This window comes from Burkholderia sp. AU16741, from assembly GCF_002223345.1.
Lineage (GTDB): Bacteria > Pseudomonadota > Gammaproteobacteria > Burkholderiales > Burkholderiaceae > Burkholderia > Burkholderia sola.
This window is the reverse complement of sequence record NZ_NKEZ01000003.1, coordinates 282,216-299,084: the sequence shown is the minus strand read 5'-3', so window position 1 is coordinate 299,084 and position 16,869 is coordinate 282,216. Positions and strand designations below refer to the sequence as shown.

Annotated in this window: 13 protein-coding genes; 6 read left to right on the top strand and 7 right to left on the bottom strand. The window is 69.3% G+C overall.

Annotated elements, in window-relative coordinates:
• Positions 1–25 precede the first annotated feature (25 nt).
• Both CFB89_RS03745 and CFB89_RS03740 read left to right on the top strand, forming a co-directional pair.
• The gene (locus CFB89_RS03745) at positions 26–1,465 is read left to right on the top strand and encodes a DHA2 family efflux MFS transporter permease subunit (RefSeq protein WP_089466789.1); all 1,440 of its coding nucleotides are present in this window, start codon (positions 26–28) and stop codon (positions 1,463–1,465) included.
• A 308-nt stretch (positions 1,466–1,773) separates the two neighbouring features.
• Entirely contained in the window at positions 1,774–2,562 is a 789-nt protein-coding gene (locus CFB89_RS03740; protein ID WP_089467897.1) for a sulfite exporter TauE/SafE family protein, read from the top strand.
• A 285-nt stretch (positions 2,563–2,847) separates the two neighbouring features.
• On the opposite strand, the gene CFB89_RS03735 is transcribed toward CFB89_RS03740, so the two are convergent.
• On the bottom strand, positions 2,848–4,683 hold the full coding sequence (locus CFB89_RS03735) for a S10 family peptidase (RefSeq protein WP_089466788.1): 1,836 nt from the start codon (positions 4,681–4,683) through the stop codon (positions 2,848–2,850).
• 148 nt (positions 4,684–4,831) lie between these two features.
• On the opposite strand from CFB89_RS03735, the gene CFB89_RS03730 reads away from it, so the two are divergent.
• Complete coding sequence (locus tag CFB89_RS03730) at positions 4,832–5,089, top strand: hypothetical protein (RefSeq protein ID WP_256979566.1); 258 nt, start codon at positions 4,832–4,834, stop codon at positions 5,087–5,089.
• Positions 5,090–5,297: 208 nt separating this feature from the next.
• Here CFB89_RS03730 and CFB89_RS03725 read toward each other — a convergent pair whose 3' ends face one another.
• Positions 5,298–7,385 (bottom strand): D-(-)-3-hydroxybutyrate oligomer hydrolase, encoded by a 2,088-nt coding sequence (locus CFB89_RS03725; RefSeq protein WP_089466787.1) that lies wholly within the window; start codon positions 7,383–7,385, stop codon positions 5,298–5,300.
• Between the two features lie 138 nt (positions 7,386–7,523).
• The gene (locus CFB89_RS03720; protein WP_089466786.1) at positions 7,524–7,889 is read right to left on the bottom strand and encodes a BON domain-containing protein; all 366 of its coding nucleotides are present in this window, start codon (positions 7,887–7,889) and stop codon (positions 7,524–7,526) included.
• Between the two features lie 431 nt (positions 7,890–8,320).
• On the opposite strand from CFB89_RS03720, the gene CFB89_RS03715 reads away from it, so the two are divergent.
• The 3 genes from CFB89_RS03715 (at position 8,321) to CFB89_RS03705 (ending at position 11,525) form a co-directional block, all read left to right on the top strand.
• On the top strand, positions 8,321–9,763 hold the full coding sequence (locus tag CFB89_RS03715) for a TAXI family TRAP transporter solute-binding subunit (protein WP_089466785.1): 1,443 nt from the start codon (positions 8,321–8,323) through the stop codon (positions 9,761–9,763).
• A gap of 94 nt (positions 9,764–9,857) precedes the next feature.
• Positions 9,858–10,496 carry a DsbA family protein gene (locus tag CFB89_RS03710; protein ID WP_089466784.1) on the top strand — a complete coding sequence of 213 codons (639 nt, stop codon included), beginning with the start codon at positions 9,858–9,860 and terminating at the stop codon, positions 10,494–10,496.
• 81 nt (positions 10,497–10,577) lie between these two features.
• Entirely contained in the window at positions 10,578–11,525 is a 948-nt protein-coding gene (locus CFB89_RS03705; protein WP_089466783.1) for a LysR family transcriptional regulator, read from the top strand.
• 44 nt (positions 11,526–11,569) lie between these two features.
• Here CFB89_RS03705 and CFB89_RS03700 read toward each other — a convergent pair whose 3' ends face one another.
• The 4 genes from CFB89_RS03700 to xdhA all read right to left on the bottom strand — a co-directional run bounded on the left by CFB89_RS03700 (position 11,570) and on the right by xdhA (position 16,806).
• Positions 11,570–11,971, bottom strand: coding sequence for a nuclear transport factor 2 family protein (locus CFB89_RS03700; RefSeq protein WP_089466782.1), 402 nt, complete (start codon positions 11,969–11,971; stop codon positions 11,570–11,572).
• Between the two features lie 113 nt (positions 11,972–12,084).
• On the bottom strand, positions 12,085–12,753 hold the full coding sequence (gene xdhC / locus CFB89_RS03695; protein WP_089466781.1) for a xanthine dehydrogenase accessory protein XdhC: 669 nt from the start codon (positions 12,751–12,753) through the stop codon (positions 12,085–12,087).
• An 84-nt stretch (positions 12,754–12,837) separates the two neighbouring features.
• Positions 12,838–15,201, bottom strand: a complete 2,364-nt coding sequence (gene xdhB / locus CFB89_RS03690; protein ID WP_089466780.1) for a xanthine dehydrogenase molybdopterin binding subunit — start codon at positions 15,199–15,201, stop codon at positions 12,838–12,840.
• Positions 15,202–15,219: 18 nt separating this feature from the next.
• The gene (gene xdhA, locus CFB89_RS03685) at positions 15,220–16,806 is read right to left on the bottom strand and encodes a xanthine dehydrogenase small subunit (RefSeq protein ID WP_089466779.1); all 1,587 of its coding nucleotides are present in this window, start codon (positions 16,804–16,806) and stop codon (positions 15,220–15,222) included.
• Between the last annotated feature and the right edge of the window lie 63 nt (positions 16,807–16,869).

Genomic DNA, 16,869 nt, shown 5'->3' with positions numbered 1-16,869 from the left:
ATAACGACGAGAAGGCTGCGCGCCCATGACCCACGGGATTCACGGCAAGAAGCGCTGGTACGCGCTGATCGTGCTCTGCCTCGGCGTGCTGATGATCGTGCTCGACAGCACGATCGTGAACGTTGCGCTGCCGTCGATCCGCACCGACCTCCACTTCACCGAAACCGCCCTCGTGTGGGTCGTCAATGCCTACCTGCTGACGTTCGGCGGCTGCCTGCTGCTCGGCGGCCGGCTCGGCGACCTGTACGGCCAGCGGCGCATGTTCCTCGCGGGCCTCGTCGTGTTCACGCTCGCGTCGTTCGCCTGCGGGCTCGCGCAATCGCAGGCGATGCTGATCGCCGCGCGCGCGGTGCAGGGGCTCGGCGGCGCGGTCGTGTCGGCCGTCTCGCTGTCGCTGATCATGAACCTGTTCACCGAGCCCGGCGAACGCGCGCGCGCGATGGGCGTCTACGGCTTCGTGTGCGCGGGCGGCGGCAGCATCGGCGTGCTGCTCGGCGGGCTGCTGACGAGCTCGCTGTCGTGGCACTGGATCTTCCTCGTCAACCTGCCGATCGGCGTCGCGGTCTACGCGATGTGCGCCGCGCTGCTGCCGCGCGTGCGCGCGCCGGCCGGCGCCGCGCGGCTCGACGTCGCCGGCGCGATCACGGTGACGGCCTCGCTGATGCTGGCCGTCTACGGGATCGTCGGCGGCAACGAGGCCGGCTGGCTGTCGACGCAGACCGTCGCGCTGATCGGCGCGGCCGTCGTGCTGCTCGCGCTGTTCATCGCGATCGAGTCACGCGCCGCGCATCCGCTGATGCCGCTCACGCTGTTCGCCGCGCGCAACGTCGCGCTCGCGAACGCGATCGCCGTGCTGTGGGCGGCCGCGATGTTCGCGTGGTTCTTCCTGTCCGCGCTGTACATGCAGCGCGTGCTCGGCTACGGGCCGCTGCAGGTCGGCCTCGCGTTCCTGCCGGCGAACCTGATCATGGCCGCGTTCTCGCTCGGGCTGTCGGCGCGGATCGTGATGCGCTTCGGCATCCGCGGCCCGATCGCCGCCGGCCTGCTGATCGCGGCGTGCGGCCTCGCGCTGTTCTCGCGCGCACCGGTCGACGGCGGTTTCGCGTGGCACGTGCTGCCCGGCATGACGCTGCTCGGCATCGGTGCAGGCGTCGCGTTCAATCCGGTGCTGCTCGCCGCGATGAACGACGTCGACCCGGCCGATTCCGGGCTCGCGTCGGGCATCGTCAACACCGCGTTCATGATGGGCGGCGCGCTCGGGCTCGCGGTCCTCGCGAGTCTCGCCGGCGCCCGTACCGACGCGCTCGCGGCGGCACGAGCGACGCCGCTCGACGCGCTGAACGGCGGCTACCATGCGGCCTTCGCGTTCGGCGCGGCGTTTGCGGCCGTGGCGGCGCTGGCCGGTTTGGCGCTGCGCATCCGGCCGCCACGCGCGGTCGAAGGCGCCGGGCCCGCGATGCACTGACCGTCGACGGGCAGGCCGGGAACCGGCATCGAGCGAGGGCGCGCATTGTCGCGCCCTTTTTTATGCGCGCCGGATACGCGTCATCTGCCCCCGATTCTCCATCGCTTTCAGGTCGATCACCCACGTCGGCCGCGCTCGTGTTCAAACGTCCGTTTCATGTCCCGTCGGCCGTATGCGGTGCGGATCTCCCGGCGATTTTTAACGCAGTCGTACATTGACGCGCCACTTTTGCGACAATGGCGGACTTTGACGCGCGCAGCGCCGCCGCCGCGCGCCGCCGCCGAACGCCATATAACCGCCTGCCTCCGATGTCGCTTCCCCATATCGATCTGCTGTACTCGCTGTCCGGCCTGTTCGTCGGCATTCTCGTCGGCCTGACGGGCGTCGGCGGCGGTTCGTTGATGACGCCGATCCTCGTGCTGCTGTTCGGCGTCCACCCGGCGACGGCGGTGGGCACGGACCTGCTGTACGCGGCCGCGACCAAGGCCACCGGCACGCTCGTCCACGGCCTGAAAGGCTCGGTCGACTGGCGCATCACGGGCCGGCTCGCGGCGGGCAGCGTACCGGCCGCGACGCTCACGCTGTGGTGGCTGCACACGCACGGGATGAACACGCCCGGCACCGCGCGGATGATCCAGCTCGTGCTCGGAGTCGCGCTGCTGCTCACGTCGCTCGCGCTGATCTTTCGCCCTCAGCTCACGGCGTTCGCCGCGCGCAACCCGCTCGCGCCGAGCCCCGCGCGCACGCTGTGGTCGACCGTGCTGACGGGCGCCGTGCTCGGCGTGCTCGTGTCGATGACGTCGGTCGGCGCCGGCGCGATCGGCGTGACCGTGCTTCTGCTGCTGTATCCGCTGCTCGCGACGACCCGCATCGTCGGTTCCGACATCGCGCATGCGGTGCCGCTCACGCTGGTCGCGGGCATGGGCCACTGGCTGCTCGGCTCCGTCGACTGGTCGATGCTGCTGTCGCTGCTGCTCGGTTCGCTGCCCGGCATCGTGATCGGCAGCCTGCTGTCGGCGCGCGCGCCCGAACGGCTGCTGCGCAACCTGCTCGCGTCGACCCTGGTCGCGGTCGGCGTGCGGCTCGTGCTGGCGTGAGCGGGCGCCTCGCGCCTGATGACAAACGCCGCCGTCGGCGCATGCCCATCCTCGATAGAGGGATTTCCATCCCTGTTTTGAGGATTAGGGAAGCCGTTACCTGCGACCTCCGGGGCGACGCCCCCTCCGGCACAAAAAAATGCCCCCGGGAGTCCATGACTCCCGAGGGCATCTCGAGGAACGACAGCGCCGCCATCGACGCACACGACGCGCAGCGCCGGGACGCACGCGCGAGTGCATTTTTTCGTCGCGGCGGCCGGCGGGCGGCGTGACCGCCCTCGCCGCTTACTGCCCCTGCTGCCGCAGCTTCTGCTGCTTCATCTGCTGCGTGCGCGCCTGCAGCTTCAGCACGCGTTGCAGTGCGGTGCGATTCGCGAGGATGCCGTCGTAGAAGTTGGCGAGATCGCCCTTCAGCGCGGTCCGCGACGCGTCGTTCAGGTAGATCATGTGGCCCGACGGGTAGTTCTTGATCGTCAGGTTCTGCGCCTTCAGCGTCGGATCGAGCGGCATCTGCGCGAGCGTCAGCTCCGTCTGGTGGAACGGCGTGACGGCGTCGAAATAGCCGTTCGCCGACAGCACCTTCAGATCCGGGTTCACGCTCATCGTCGACGCCAGGTCGCCGGCCGTGTACAGCGTGTTGCCGCCGCCCTTGTTCGCGCCGGTCGGGTCCGTGTGGCTGAAGTCCCAGTTGTTGAAGACCTGGTCGTTCAGGTCCACGAACGACGACGTCGACGTGTACTTGAGGTCGGTGTTGATGTAGCTGTTCCACAGCACCGTGTACGCGCCGCCGACGTTCGTGATCGACGGATCGTTGCTGCCCGAGTTCGGCAGGATATACGGCGCGATGCCCTTGCCCGTAAAGTTCGCGCGACCGTCGTACTGGCCGATCTGCGTGCCCGGCACGAGCGTCAGGAAGAACGTGTACGGCGGGTTGTCGTCCGAGGACGGCACGTTGCCGAGCGCGGCCGGGTTGCCGAAGGTCTGGATCAGCGACGTCGGGTCCGTGCCGATGTACGCGCCCATCTGCTGCGCGGTCTGCAGGTTCAGGTTCAGCCGCACGTTCACGAAGCCGCCGTCCTGCGGGTTCGGCTTCTGCGCGAGCGGCGCGAGCGTATTGTCCGCGTAGTTGCGGGCCTGCACCATGTACGCATCGAGATCGGTCGGCGTCGGGTTGAGCGTCGTCTTCTTCCAGTAGAACGCGTCGGCCGCGAGCGTCGGGAACGTGCCCGGTGCGGACAGCGCGTTCGCGTAGTCGAGGATCGACGACTGCAGCGTGATCCCGTTCAGGTCGATGCCGTCCTCGTGCAGCACCCACGACACGACCGCGCTGCGCGCGGTGCCGTACGACTCGCCGTACAGGAACTTCGGCGAATTCCAGCGCGAGTACTTGGTCAGGTAGCGCTGGATGAAGCGGTCGATCGAGCGTGCGTCCTGGTCGGTGCCCCAGAAGTCCTTGTTCTTCGCCGGCGCGATCGCGGTCGAGTAACCGGTGCCGACCGGGTTGATGAACACGAGGTCGGTGCGGTCGAGCAGGCTGTCCGGGTTGTCGAGCAGCTTGTACGGCGCGGGCGGCGTGAAGTTCGGGAACGACGACTGCAGGCGCTTCGGCCCGTACGAGCCCAGCAGCAGGTAGACCGACGACGAGCCCGGGCCGCCGTTGTAGAAGAACGTGACCGGGCGCGGCTTCGACGGGTCGGGATTGTCCTGCGTGTACGCGACGTAGAACATCTTCGCGTTCGGCGCCGACGTGACCGGATCGATCGTCGTCAGGTGGCCGGTGGTGGCCGTGTACTTGATCGTCTTGCCGCCGATCGTGACCTGGCGGTGCACGACCGCCGCGCCTTCCGTCGAATCCGTGACCGCATCGTTCGGCCCGGTGCCGTACACGTCGGTGTCGACGTACGGCTGGTCGGCCGCGGTGGCGGCCGTTGCGTCGGTGCTGGCCGACGTGCTGCCGCTGGACGTCGCGGCCGCGGTGGCGGCCGACGCCGTCGGGCTCGGCCCGTCGTCGCCGCCGCACCCCGTGACGAGCAGCGCCGCGGCCGCTGCGGCGGCGAGCGGTACGCTCAAGGTCGTTCCGAATAGCGCGAAACCGTCTTTCAAGGACTTCCGTGTCGTCATTATTGCCTCTCGAACAGAACGATAAATACCGCCGGTCGCAAAGGATCATTTGCGCCGACGCTCCGCACCGGGAATGCATTCGTTATGCGACGCATTCCGAGTTTTTTACCGAATCGGCGAATACCGATCGGCACGATTTACCCCACCCATGTTTTTTGCAACCGCACAATGGCATCAATTCCATTGCCAACGACAATTCAACGATCCGCCGCAATACGGATTCATTCCCGCGGATTTGCCGGCACGGCAAAAGCGACGGACAAAAGAACGCCTCGCAAAGCCCGACCGGCAAAGCGCCTTCACTTCGAACAGACGAACGATCCCCGTCGGCGAGATATCGATTAATCGCGAAGCGGCGATCAATCGCGACTCGAGCCGATTGAATAAAATCGAAAGGATCGGTTAACTAAATGGAAAGAAATATTCTCGTAATCTGATTTATTAAATTAAGTGAAAATACCGGCGCATAATAAGTTCCGGATTTATCGCCGTAAAGTAAGAATTTGTTACAGCACTCGCCATTCGGATAAAAGGCAGTCCGGGACCGATTCCAGAGACGCGCATAAAAAAGCCGGACGGCTGTCCGGCTCGTGGGAGGCGGGTGACGGCCGTCGTCAGAGCGGCACGTCGATCGTGCCGGCGCCGACGGAAATCGCGTTCGCGCCCGGCACGCCCGAGATCGGCGGCAGGTTCGCGCTCGTCAGCGCGGGCGCGGCGCCCGGCGTGCCGCCGCGCGGCACCGTGCGGATCACCTGCGACGGCGGCAGCGGCGCGCCGTTCTTCAGGTGCCGCCACATCAGGTTCAGCGCCTGCACGTTGTAGTAGTGAACCGGCACGAAGCGCGTATCGAAGCCCGGAACCGACAGGAACGCGTCGAAGTGCTGGCCGTTCGTCACTTCGTAGAACACCAGCTGGCTGCGCCCGGCTTCGCTGATGCCGTTCTGCGCGACGTACGCGCGCGACGCGTGGTTCACGGGCACGAGCGCGTCGCTGCGGCCCTGCACGATGATCGCCGGCTTGCCGTGCAGGTTCGCGTTCACGCGCACCGCGTCGACGTTCGCGGGCATGCCGAGCATCCCGTTCGTCCACAGCTGGCGCAGGCACAGCGCGCCCGCGAAGCTTGCATCGGGCGTCGCGAGCCGGTGGTCGACGCCCGCGCCGTTGTTGAACACGAGATTGATGCCGGCCGTCGGCGGTACGCCGTTGCCGACGCCGAATACGGCCGGCATCGGCGACGCGGCGGGCGCCGCGACCGCGCCCGCCGCGTTCGTGGTCGCGAAGCTGAAGTTGCACAGGTTGTCGGTGACGCGCGAGCGCGTGTACGCGTTCGCATAGGTGACCGCGATCGCGGGAATCGCCTGCGAATCCCACATCGGCGCCTGCAGCAGGTCGGAATCGGCCAGATAGCCGGCCGCGTGGAGCTGCGCGAGCGCGTCGGCCGCCTGGCTCTGCGTGTCGGCGCCCGCCACCAGCCCGGCCGCGGCGAGCGTCGCGCAGCGCTGCGTGCGGATCGACTGCGTGGTCGCGGCCGGCAGCGCGCTCAGGTACGGCGCGCCGGCGAGCGACGCCGACGCGGCCGCGCACGGTTCCAGCAGGTTCGCGAGCGTCGCGTAATCGGCCAGCGGCCGGCCGAACGACGGCGCCGGCTGGCCGCCCGCGCGGACGACCGCATTCGGCGCCATCCGCACGTTGATCTGCGGCTCGCCGACCACGACCGCGGTAATCCACCCGCGGTTGTCCTGCTCGGCCGCCGCGAGCGACGCGCCGCCGCCGTTGCTGACCGACGCGGCGATCGTCGTGATGTCGCCCGCGCGATAGCGCACGCCGTGATGCGTGCCGTCGATCAGCGGGCCGAACTGCTCGTTGAGCGCCCAGTACGCGAATTCGACCGCCTGCAGCGTCATGCGCCCCCAGTCCTGCTCGGGATTCTGTTGCGAATGCGCGTGCTTGAACGCATAGCGGTTCGGGAAGCGGCTGTTGAACGCGGCGAGATCGCCGCTCGTCACGTTCGCGGTGAACAGGCTCGCGGCGCCGGCCAGCACCGCGTCGGCGAGCGTGCCGTCGATCAGCGTGACGGTGTCGGAGCCGAGCTCGTGCGCGCCGTTGCCGCCGCCCTTGTCGTTGTAGGCCACCGCGCAGCCGCGCTTGAGCGCCCATTCGCCGGCCGCGGAAATCGCGCCGTACACGCCGCGCGAGCCGGACGACGTTGCCGTGACGATGCAGGGCTGCGCGGGATTGAAGCCGGCAGGCACCTGTACGAGCAGCGTCACGTTCTTGCTGCCGCTGCCGTCATCGGAATACGCAAGATATTCGGTGCCGGGGATCTTGCCTTCGCCGAGCGTGTCGTTGCCGTCGAGATCGACGTTCGGCCCCCAGAAGCGGCCGTAGCCGCCGTTCGCGCTCATGTCGACGAGCGCGCGGTAATTCGACCAGATGGCGAGGCGGCGCAATTCGGCGCTGGTCGGCCGCGACGGATTCGCGAAGCCCGGCGCGCTCGCCGCCGCAAGGCCCGTCTTGCCGAGGCCGGCCGTCAGCAGATCGTCGCTCGCGCCGTCGTAGGCCGTCGTGCGCACGCTGCCGGACACGAAGCCGGGCAACCGGTTGCGCTCGGCCGACTCGTCGCCGTTGCAGGCGCCGAGCATCGCGACCGCGGCCAGCGCCGCGCCCCCCACCACCCGCCTGCCCCACCCGAACTTCGTCATCGCCGCCCCCTCGATATCGTTATCGGCCCGCCGCCGCGCCGCGCGCGGTTGTCGGCCTCTGAAGCGCAAACGGGCCCCGGCATGCCGGGGCCCGCCTGGAAACGGGCGCGCGCGGCGCTCGCGCGCCGCCGCCCGGCGTTACTGCTGCTGAACCGTCAGCTTGTTCGTGACCGACGTCACGCCCTTCACGCTCTTGGCTGCCTCTTCCGCCTTGTCGATCTGTGCCTGATCGGGCACCGTGCCCTCCAGCGAGATCGCGCCGCCCTTCGAACGCACGGTGATGTTCGCCACGTCGATGCCGCCTGCCTTCGTAATGGCCTTGCGCACCGCGTAGCCGAGCTTGCGGTTCGCCTTCTTCGCGGTTTTCGCGGCGGCCTTCGGCGCGCTCGTCGCGGCCGCCGGCGCTTCCGTCGCCGCTGCGTCGCTCGACTGCGCATATACGCTGCCCGACAGACAGGCCGCCACGGCGGCGACACCCAACGCTCTCAACACGATCGACTTCATGCTATCTCCTTATCACTCCGGAACGGCCGTGCACAGTACGGCCGGATACCCCCAAAAACAGCCGGCCCGCGCGCGAACGGGCGGGACAGCCGGTGTTTTCCACGGCGATACGAGAGAGGCGTCACGGGCCGGCGGCCGGCGCACGCGAAAGCGGGCCGGCCGGGCCGGGCAGCCGCCGGCCGGACGCGCCCGGTCTGATGACGTGCCGGGTCGCGCGCGAATCGGGCGCGGCTGCGTCGCACAATGTAATCCAGCGCCCGCGGAAGCGCAAAGCTTTTGACGCGCCGGCGCCCGCCGCCGTCGCCGCGCCGCCGCGCGAGCCCGCCGGATTCGCGCATGCGCGGCGAAACCGGGTACCATCGCCGCGAGAATCCGCGTCGTCCCGCGACGACCGTCATCGATGCGTCACGCCAGCGCCATCCGCCGATCCCATGAAGCCTGCCCGCCCTCGCCCGCCGCGCCGCATCCTCGCCCGCTTCGTCGCCGTCTCGTGGCGCGACCTCGCGCTGTCGATCGGCCCGACCGTGCTGCTCGCCGGCGCGGCCGTCTGGCTCGCGGTCAAGCTGATCCAGCCGGCCCCGCCGTCCACGCTCGTGATCTCGGCCGGCCCGCCCGGCAGCACGTACTGGAACGCCGCGCAGAAATACAAGACGATCCTCGCGAAAAACGGCGTCACGCTCGACGTTCAATCGTCCGAGGGTTCCGCGCAGAACCTCGCGCGGCTGTCGAACCCGAACGCGCCGGTCGACGTCGGCTTCGTGCAGAGCGGCATCGGCCCGAAGGCGCGCGACGAGCACCTGGTGTCGCTCGGCAGCATCGGCTACGTGCCGCTCGCGATCATGTACCGCGGCCCGGTCGTCGCGCGCCTGTCCGACTTCAAGGGCAAGCGGCTCGCGCTCGGCGCCGAAGGCAGCGGCGCGCGCGAATTGAGCCTCGCGTTGCTGAAGATGAACGGCATCGTGCCGGGCGGCCCGACCGAGCTCCTGCCGACCGCCGGCGAGGACGCCGCGACCGCGCTGCTCGACGGCAAGATCGACGCCGCCTTCCTGTCCGGCGACTCGACGCAGATCCCGGTGATGGCGAAGCTGTTCCGCGCGCCCGGCGTGCACGTGTATTCGTTCACGCAGGCCGAGGCGTACGCGCGGCGCTTTCCGTACCTGACCGCGATCACGCTGCCGATGGGCGTCTACGATCTCGGCCGCAACCTGCCGCCCGCCGACATCCACACGGTCGCGCCGACGATCGAACTCGTCGCGCGCGACTCGCTGCACCCGGCGCTGTCCGACCTGCTGATCGAGGCCGCGCGCGAAGTGCACGGCCACGCGACGATCCTGCAGCACGCGGGCGAATTCCCGTCGTCCGTCACGCGCGGCTTTCCGCTGTCCGACGACGCCGCGCGCTACTACAAATCCGGCAAGAGCTTCCTGTACCGGCGGCTGCCGTTCTGGGTCGCGAGCCTCGTCGACCGGTTGCTGGTGGTGGTCGTGCCGCTGATCGTCGTACTGATCCCCGGGCTGCGGCTCGTGCCGTCGCTGTACGGCTGGCGCGTGCGCTCGCGCATCTACCGCTGGTACGGCGCGCTGATCGCGCTCGAGCGCAGCGCGCTCGGCGAGCATACGGCCGAGGAGCGCGTGCAGTTGCTCGACCAGCTCGACGACATCGAGGAGGCCGTGAACCGGATGAAGATGCCGCTCGCGTACGCCGGGCAGTTCTACGTGCTGCGCGAGCACATCGGCTTCGTGCGCGAGCGGCTCACGTCGCACGACCCGGATGCGCCGGCGGCCCCGCCCGGCGCCGGCAACCCGCCGGCGCGCGCGGAAACCGGCCCGCCGCCGGCCGGCGACGCCCCCCGGGCGACTCCCGGTTCCGCGTGAGCGAACGATCCGCGATCATTGCTGCATGCGCGCGCTGCCGCGTAACATGGAGGCCGCCGCCAGGCGCCGCACGCCCCACCCTCTGGAGAACGACATGACAACCGGCCTCGATACCGCCCAACCCGCCTGGTTCTTCGACTTCGTGTCGCCGTTCTCGTATCTGCTGCTCGAGCAGCACGACAAATGGCCCGACGTGCCGTTCCAGCCCGTGGCCGTGTCGCTGACCGACCTCCAGCGCCACTGGGGCCAGCGCGCGACCGCCGACGTGCCGGCCAAGCGTGTATTCACGTACCGTCACGCGCTGTTCCGCGCGGAACAGCTCGGCATCCGCTTCAAGATGCCGCCCGCGCACCCGTTCGATTCCGACAAGGTGCTGCGCCTCGCGATCGCGCTGCGCGCCGATATCGCGACGGTGCTGGAAATGTTCCGCTTCATCTGGCGCGAAGGCAACGATCCGTCGACGCCGGAAGGCTTCGCGGCGCTGTGCGAACGCGTCGGCGTGAGCCACGGCGACGAGCTGATCGAATTCGAGGAAACCGCCGCGCAGCTGGCGCGCAACACGGCCGACGCGATCGCGCTCGGCGTGTTCGGCGTGCCGACGTTCTGGATGAACCAGCAACTGTTCTGGGGCGAGGACGCGCTGCCGATGGTGCTGTACTGCGCGCGCACGCCGAACTGGCTCGAATCGCGCGAGGTCAAGCGGATCAGCACGCTGCCGAAGGGCCGCGCGTGATGGCGTGCGTGATGGCCGGTATCACGCACGGCAACGCACGGCTGCGGTAAGGTTACGCGTCACTGGAATCACCCCCCATCGATGGAAGACGACGACCGTACCGCCTCGCTCGACATCTGGCTCGTGCGCGTGCTGCGCACGCTGCTGCTCGAGCGCAGCGTCACGCAGGCCGCGCTGCGGCTGAACCAGACCCAGCCCGCGATCAGCACCGCGCTGCGCAAGCTGCGCGAGACGCTGAACGATCCGATCCTCGTGCGCGGCAAATCCGGCATGGTGCCGACCGAATACGGCGCGTCGCTGCTCGAAGCCGCGTCGCGCGCGCTGCGCGAGGTCGACTTCATCGCGACGCCGCACGGCGACTTCGATCCGTCGTCCGCGCGGCGCACGTTCCGCGTCGCCGCGCCCGACTACCTGAACGATTTCTTCATGCCGACGCTGATCGAGCGCTTTCGCGACGCCGCGCCGCATGCGCGTCTGGAAATCGATTCGCTGAATCCCGCGCTCGATCACGCGGGCGCGCTCGAATCGGGCGCGCTCGATCTCGTGATCGGCAACTGGCCGAAGCCCGACCCGCAGTTCGCGCGCCAGGACCTGTTCTCCGACACGATCGTGTGCCTGATGCGCGACGCGCATCCGCTCGCCCGCGAGCCGCTCACGCGCGACGCGTATGCGGCGGCCGCGCACGTCGCGCCGACGCCGTACACCGGCGACAAGCGCAACGCGATCGAGATCGGCCTGGCACGTGCGCGCCTCACGCGGCGCATCGTGACGACGCTGCCGTACTTCGGCATCGTGCCGCAGGTGCTGCTGCAGTCGGACCTGATCTTCACGACGACGCGCCGCTTCGCGACGCACTATGCGCAACTGTTGCCGCTCGTCGTCGTCACGCCGCCCGTGCCGTTCCCGCGCATCAAGAGCTACCTGCTCACCCATCCGCAACCCGATCGGCCGACCGACATCGCGTGGCTGTGCGCGCTGATGCAGAGCGTGTCCGACGAGCTGACGGTCGCCCGCACCCGCAAGCGCTGACGCGCGGCCAAAGCGTCGCGCGACTGGTCAGGCAACGCGGCCGCTCAGGCCGTGCAGAAGGTTTCCTGCAGATGGGCCCAGCGCACGACGCCCGCCGCGTCGCGCGCGAACACGGCGGTCGCGCGACGCGCCGGCAGTTCGCCCGATGTCGCGTGCTGTGCTTCGAGATAGGTGATCACCGCATGCGTCGCGTCGGCCGCGCGCACGCGGATCTCCGACAGCGTGATGCGCAGCCCCGGCTTCGAGCCGGCCAGCTTCGCGAACAGCGCGCGCATGCCGTCACGGTCGACCATGCGGCCGTCGGTCAGGATCATCGTGAAGTCGGCGGAAAACGCGGCAAGCAGCGCATCGAGCGCCGCCGGCACGGTATCGACGCCGGACAGCCAGCGCTCGATGGCGACGAGGCTCGCATCGAGCGCGTCGAGATAGACGGAGTGATCGGACATGGGTGCGTGCGCGGTGACATGAAGCGCGGCCCGCTGCCGCGCGTTGTCGTGCAGTGTAGGCAAAAACGCGCGGCCGTGCGCCGGCCGCGCGGCATGACCGTTTTGCCGCGGCTTTATCGCACGCAGGACACGTCGTCGCGGGCGCGCCCGGCCGCGGCCGCCTTCGCATCGGCCACCGGCATGCCCGAGCGGGCCTGCAGCAGCTCCGCGCAGACAGCCACCGCGATCGCGCCCGGCGCCTTGTCGACGATGCCCGCGACGCCGATCGGGCACACCATCTCGACGAGCCGCGCCGGATCGACGCCGCGCGCGGCGAGCCGGCGCTCGAACTTCACGCGTTTCGTGCGCGAGCCGATCATCCCGAAGTACGCGTAGTCGCGCCGCCGCATGATCTGCGCGGCGAGCGCGAAGTCGAGCGCGTGGTTGTGCGTCATCACGAGGAAGTACGTGCCGGGCGGCGCCGCGTCGACGACGGCCTCCGGCGTGTCGGTCGGCTCCGGCTGCACGTTCGGCGGACATTCGTCGGGGAACAGCTCGTCGCGCGTGTCGACCCACTGCACGACGCACGGCAGCGCGCCGAGCAGCGTGACGAGCGCGTGGCCGACGTGCCCGGCGCCGAACAGCACGACGTGCATCGGCCGCGGTGCCGCGGTCGCGCGGTTGCGCTGGCCGGTGCCCGGCGCGAACGGTTGCGGCTGCGACGGCGTGCTGCCGCACGCACCGTCGTATCCGGCGGCGGGCGTGGGCGACGCGGCACGCGGCGAACGAGCGGGGCCGTTCATGCGCGCCTCCACCGGGCCGTCCCGACGACGCTGACCGCCCCGTCAGGGCCGGCGCACGACGCGAGCGTGGAGCGGCGGTTCATCTCAGCCCGCCCGCGCGGCGCTCGCCGCACGCACCGCATTCACCGCGCGCAGGATCGACTCGCCGGTGGCCGGTGCGTCGAGCGGCGGGTTCACCTGATAGTCGCCGACCGCGGCCACCGCGTCGCGCACCGCGAAGAACACCGAGAACGGCAGCAGCAGCGGCGGCTCGCCGACGGCCTTCGAACGGTGGATGCTGTCCTCCACGTTGCGGTTCCGGAACAGCCGCACGTTGAACTCGGGCGGCGTGTCGTTCACCGTCGGAATCTTGTACGTGGACGGCGCATGCGTCATCAGCTTGCCGCCCGCGTTCCACCACAGCTCCTCGGTGGTGAGCCAGCCCATCCCCTGGATGAACGCGCCTTCGACCTGGCCGATGTCGAGCGCCGGGTTCAGCGACGCGCCGACGTCGTGCAGCGCATCGACGCGCAGCGTACGCATCTCGCCCGTCAGCGTGTCGATCACGACTTCCGACACGGCCGCGCCGTACGAGTAGTAGTAGAACGGCCGGCCCTGCAGCTTCGATTGATCCCAGTGCAGCTTCGGCGTCGCATAGAAGCCGTCGGACCACAGCTGCACCCGCGCGAGATACGCCTTCGCGACCACTTCGCCGAACGGCACGCCATGGCCGCCGACCCACACGACGTCGTTGCCGAACTTCACGTCGGCCGCATCGACCTTGCCGTCGCCGAACTGCTTCGCCGCGAACGCCGCGAGCCGCTCGCGCAACTGGCGCGCCGCATCCTGCGCGGCCTTGCCGTTCAGGTCGGAGCCCGTCGACGCGGCGGTCGCGGACGTGTTCGCGACCTTGCTCGTGTCGGTCGCCGTCACGCGGATCCGGCCGAAACGGATGCCGAGCTCGTGCGCGACGACCTGCGCGACTTTCGTGTTGAGCCCCTGCCCCATCTCCGTGCCGCCGTGGTTCACGAGCACCGAGCCGTCGGTGTAGATGTGCACCAGCGCGCCGGCCTGGTTGAAGTGCGTGACGTTGAACGCGATGCCGAATTTCACCGGCGTGAGCGCGATGCCTTTCTTCAGCACCGTATTGCGTGCGTTGAACGCGCGCACGCCCGCGCGCCGCGCGCGGTAGTCGCTCGTGGTCTCGAGTTCGCCGAGCAGTTCCCGCAGCACGTTGTCCTCGACGGTCTGTCCGTACGGCGTCACGTTGCGTTCGGTCTTGCCGTACAGGTTCGCGTAGCGGACGTCGAGCGGATCGCGGCCGAGCGAACGCGCGATGTCGTCGAGGATGTATTCGATCGCGAATGCGCCCTGTGGGCCGCCGAAGCCGCGGAACGCGGTGTTCGACTGCGTGTTGGTCTTGCCGCAGTAGCCGGCGATGTCGACGTCGCCAAGCCAGTACGCGTTGTCGAAGTGGCACACCGCGCGCGTCATCACCGGGCCCGACAGGTCGGCCGAGAAGCCGCAGCGCGACGTCATGTCGAGCGCGACGCCGTCGATGCGGCCGTCGTCGTCGTAGCCGACGTCGAAGCGGTAATGGAAGTCGTGCCGCTTGCCGGTGATCATCATGTCGTCGTCACGGTCCGGCCGCAGCTTCACCGGGCACAGCAGCTTCCATGCGGCGAGCGCCGCACAGCATGCGAACAGGCCCGACTGCGATTCCTTGCCGCCGAAGCCGCCGCCCATCCGGCGGCATTCGACCAGCACGTTGTGCGACGCGACGCCGAGCACGTGCGCGACCAGGTGCTGCATCTCGCTCGGGTGCTGCGTCGAGCAGTACACGTGCATCCCGTCGTCGTCCTTCGGCACCGCGTACGCGATCTGCCCTTCCAGGTAGAACTGCTCCTGCCCGCCGAGCAGCATCTCGCCCGACTCGCGGTGCGGCGCGACGGCGAGCCGCGCGGCCGCGTCGCCACGCGCGAGCTTCAGCGGCGGGATCACGTAGGTTTCGGCCTTGCGCGCGTCCTGCGCGGTCAGGATCGCGGGCAGTTCCTCGTAGTCGACCTGCGCGCGGCGCGCGGCAAGCCGCGCGGTTTCATGCGACGTCGCGACGACGATGAACATCGGCTGGCCGACGAACTGCACGATGCCTTTGGCCAGGACCGGATCGTCGTGGATGATCGGGCCGCAATCGTTGACGCCGGGAATATCGTCGGCCGTGAACACGGCGACCACGCCCGGCGTCGCGCGCACCGCGTCGAAATTCATCGACACGATCTTCGCGTGCGGCTTCGCCGACAGCCCGAGCGCCGCGTGCAGCGTGCCGGCGACGAGCGGAATGTCGTCGGTGTAGGTGGCGCGGCCGCTCACGTGCAGGTGGGCGGATTCGTGCGCGCGCGACACGTGCACCTGCGCGGCGTCGGCCTGCGGGTCGAGGGTGCTGAGGAACGGTTCTGCTTGCTGGTTCATGTTCGGTGTTCTCCGTCGTCAGACGCGCGCCGCGTCGTCGGCAACTTCGGCGCCTGCTTCGGCGGCCACTTCGCGCACGTTCAGCGCCTGCGGCGGCAGCGGGTCGTGCGCACGCGTCTCCAGCCAGAATCGGAACATCAGGTTCTTCGCGGTATCGAGGCGATACGCGCTGGTTGCGCGCATGTCGGACAGCGGCTGGTAGTCGCGCTCGAGCGCCCGCATCGCGGCCTGCGCGGTGGCTTCGTGCCACTGTGCGCCGTCGAGCACGGCTTCCGTATGGGCAGCGCGCTTCGGCGTCGCGGCCATCCCGCCGAATGCGATGCGCGGCTCGCGGATCGTGTCGCCGTCCGCGATGAACGCGAACGCGGCGCACACGGCCGAGATGTCCGAATCGAACCGCTTCGACAGCTTGTACGTGCGGAATTGCAGTTTTTCGCGCGCGCCGGTGCGGGTCGGCACCTTCACGCCGACGACGAATTCGTGCGGCGCCATGTCCTTTTGCTGATAGCCGGTGTACAGCGCCTCGAGCGGCAGCTCGCGCACCGTGTCGCCGCCGCGCAGCACGACGCGCGCGCCGAGCGCGATCAGGCCCGGCATCGAATCGCCGATCGGGGAGCCGTTCGCGACGTTGCCGCCGAGCGTGCCCGCGTTGCGGATCGGCAGCGACGCGAAGCGCTTCCACATCTCGGTCAGCTCGGGATACGTGCCGGCCAGCGCCGCATAGGCCTTCTCGACCGTCACGCCCGCGCCGATCGCGATCCAGTCGTCGCCGTGCACGACCTGCTGCAGTTCGGCGATCTGGCCGACGTAGATCAGGTCGTCGAGGCGGCGCATCTGCTTGGTGACCCACAGGCCGATGTCGGTGCTGCCCGCAAGGATGCGCGCGTCGGGACGCTCGGCCTTCAGCGCGGCCAGCGCGTCGAGCGTGCGCGGCGCCGCGAAGCGCGCGCCGTTGACCGTCGTGTAGTCGAACGTGTCGTCGCGCTTGAGCGACGCGAGCGTGCGGGCGAGCGCGGCCGTGTCGACCGGCGAGGCCGGGTGCGGCGCGGATTCTCCGGCCGCGCCTTCGCCGGTCGCATCGAACATCCGCACCGCCGCATCGACGATCGGACGATAGCCGGTGCAGCGGCACAGGTTGCCCGTCAGCGCATCGGCGATCTCGGTGCGCGTCGGCACGTCCTTCGCCTTCGCGCACGCGTTGCCGCAGCCTTCGTGGCCGTGCTTCTCGTACAGCGCCCACATCGACATCACGAAACCCGGCGTGCAGAACCCGCATTGCGAACCGTGGCAATCGACCATCGCCTGCTGCACCGGGTGCAGCGAGCCGTCCGGCCGGCGCAGGTCCTCGACCGTGAGCAGCGCCTTGCCGTCGAGCGTCGGCAGGAACTGGATGCATGCGTTGACGGCCTTGAATTCGACCGCGCCGGCGTCGGTCAGCTCGCCGACGACGACCGTGCACGCGCCGCAGTCGCCTTCCGCGCAGCCTTCCTTGGTGCCGGTGCAATGCGCGTCCTCGCGCAGGTATTGCAGCACGGTGCGGGTCACGTCCGCGCCGCTGACTTCGCGGATCGCGTGACGATGGTAGAAGCGGATCGGCTCACTCATGTCTCGGTGTTTCTTCAAATTTGGGGGCAAGGCGGCTGGCGCGGAGCGCTCGACCGACGTTTT

What these genes read in the sequence shown, in the direction of transcription:
- CFB89_RS03740 (WP_089467897.1), top strand. Translation starts at nt 1,774, where the DNA reads ATGTCGCTTCCCCATATCGATCTGCTGTACTCGCTGTCCGGCCTGTTC.
- CFB89_RS03735 (WP_089466788.1), bottom strand. Translation starts at nt 4,683, where the DNA reads ATGACGACACGGAAGTCCTTGAAAGACGGTTTCGCGCTATTCGGAACG.
- CFB89_RS03715 (WP_089466785.1), top strand. Translation starts at nt 8,321, where the DNA reads ATGAAGCCTGCCCGCCCTCGCCCGCCGCGCCGCATCCTCGCCCGCTTC.
- CFB89_RS03745 (WP_089466789.1), top strand. Translation starts at nt 26, where the DNA reads ATGACCCACGGGATTCACGGCAAGAAGCGCTGGTACGCGCTGATCGTG.
- xdhC (WP_089466781.1), bottom strand. Translation starts at nt 12,753, where the DNA reads ATGAACGGCCCCGCTCGTTCGCCGCGTGCCGCGTCGCCCACGCCCGCC.
- CFB89_RS03700 (WP_089466782.1), bottom strand. Translation starts at nt 11,971, where the DNA reads ATGTCCGATCACTCCGTCTATCTCGACGCGCTCGATGCGAGCCTCGTC.
- CFB89_RS03730 (WP_256979566.1), top strand. Translation starts at nt 4,832, where the DNA reads ATGTTTTTTGCAACCGCACAATGGCATCAATTCCATTGCCAACGACAA.
- xdhA (WP_089466779.1), bottom strand. Translation starts at nt 16,806, where the DNA reads ATGAGTGAGCCGATCCGCTTCTACCATCGTCACGCGATCCGCGAAGTC.
- CFB89_RS03705 (WP_089466783.1), top strand. Translation starts at nt 10,578, where the DNA reads ATGGAAGACGACGACCGTACCGCCTCGCTCGACATCTGGCTCGTGCGC.
- xdhB (WP_089466780.1), bottom strand. Translation starts at nt 15,201, where the DNA reads ATGAACCAGCAAGCAGAACCGTTCCTCAGCACCCTCGACCCGCAGGCC.
- CFB89_RS03725 (WP_089466787.1), bottom strand. Translation starts at nt 7,385, where the DNA reads ATGACGAAGTTCGGGTGGGGCAGGCGGGTGGTGGGGGGCGCGGCGCTG.
- CFB89_RS03720 (WP_089466786.1), bottom strand. Translation starts at nt 7,889, where the DNA reads ATGAAGTCGATCGTGTTGAGAGCGTTGGGTGTCGCCGCCGTGGCGGCC.
- CFB89_RS03710 (WP_089466784.1), top strand. Translation starts at nt 9,858, where the DNA reads ATGACAACCGGCCTCGATACCGCCCAACCCGCCTGGTTCTTCGACTTC.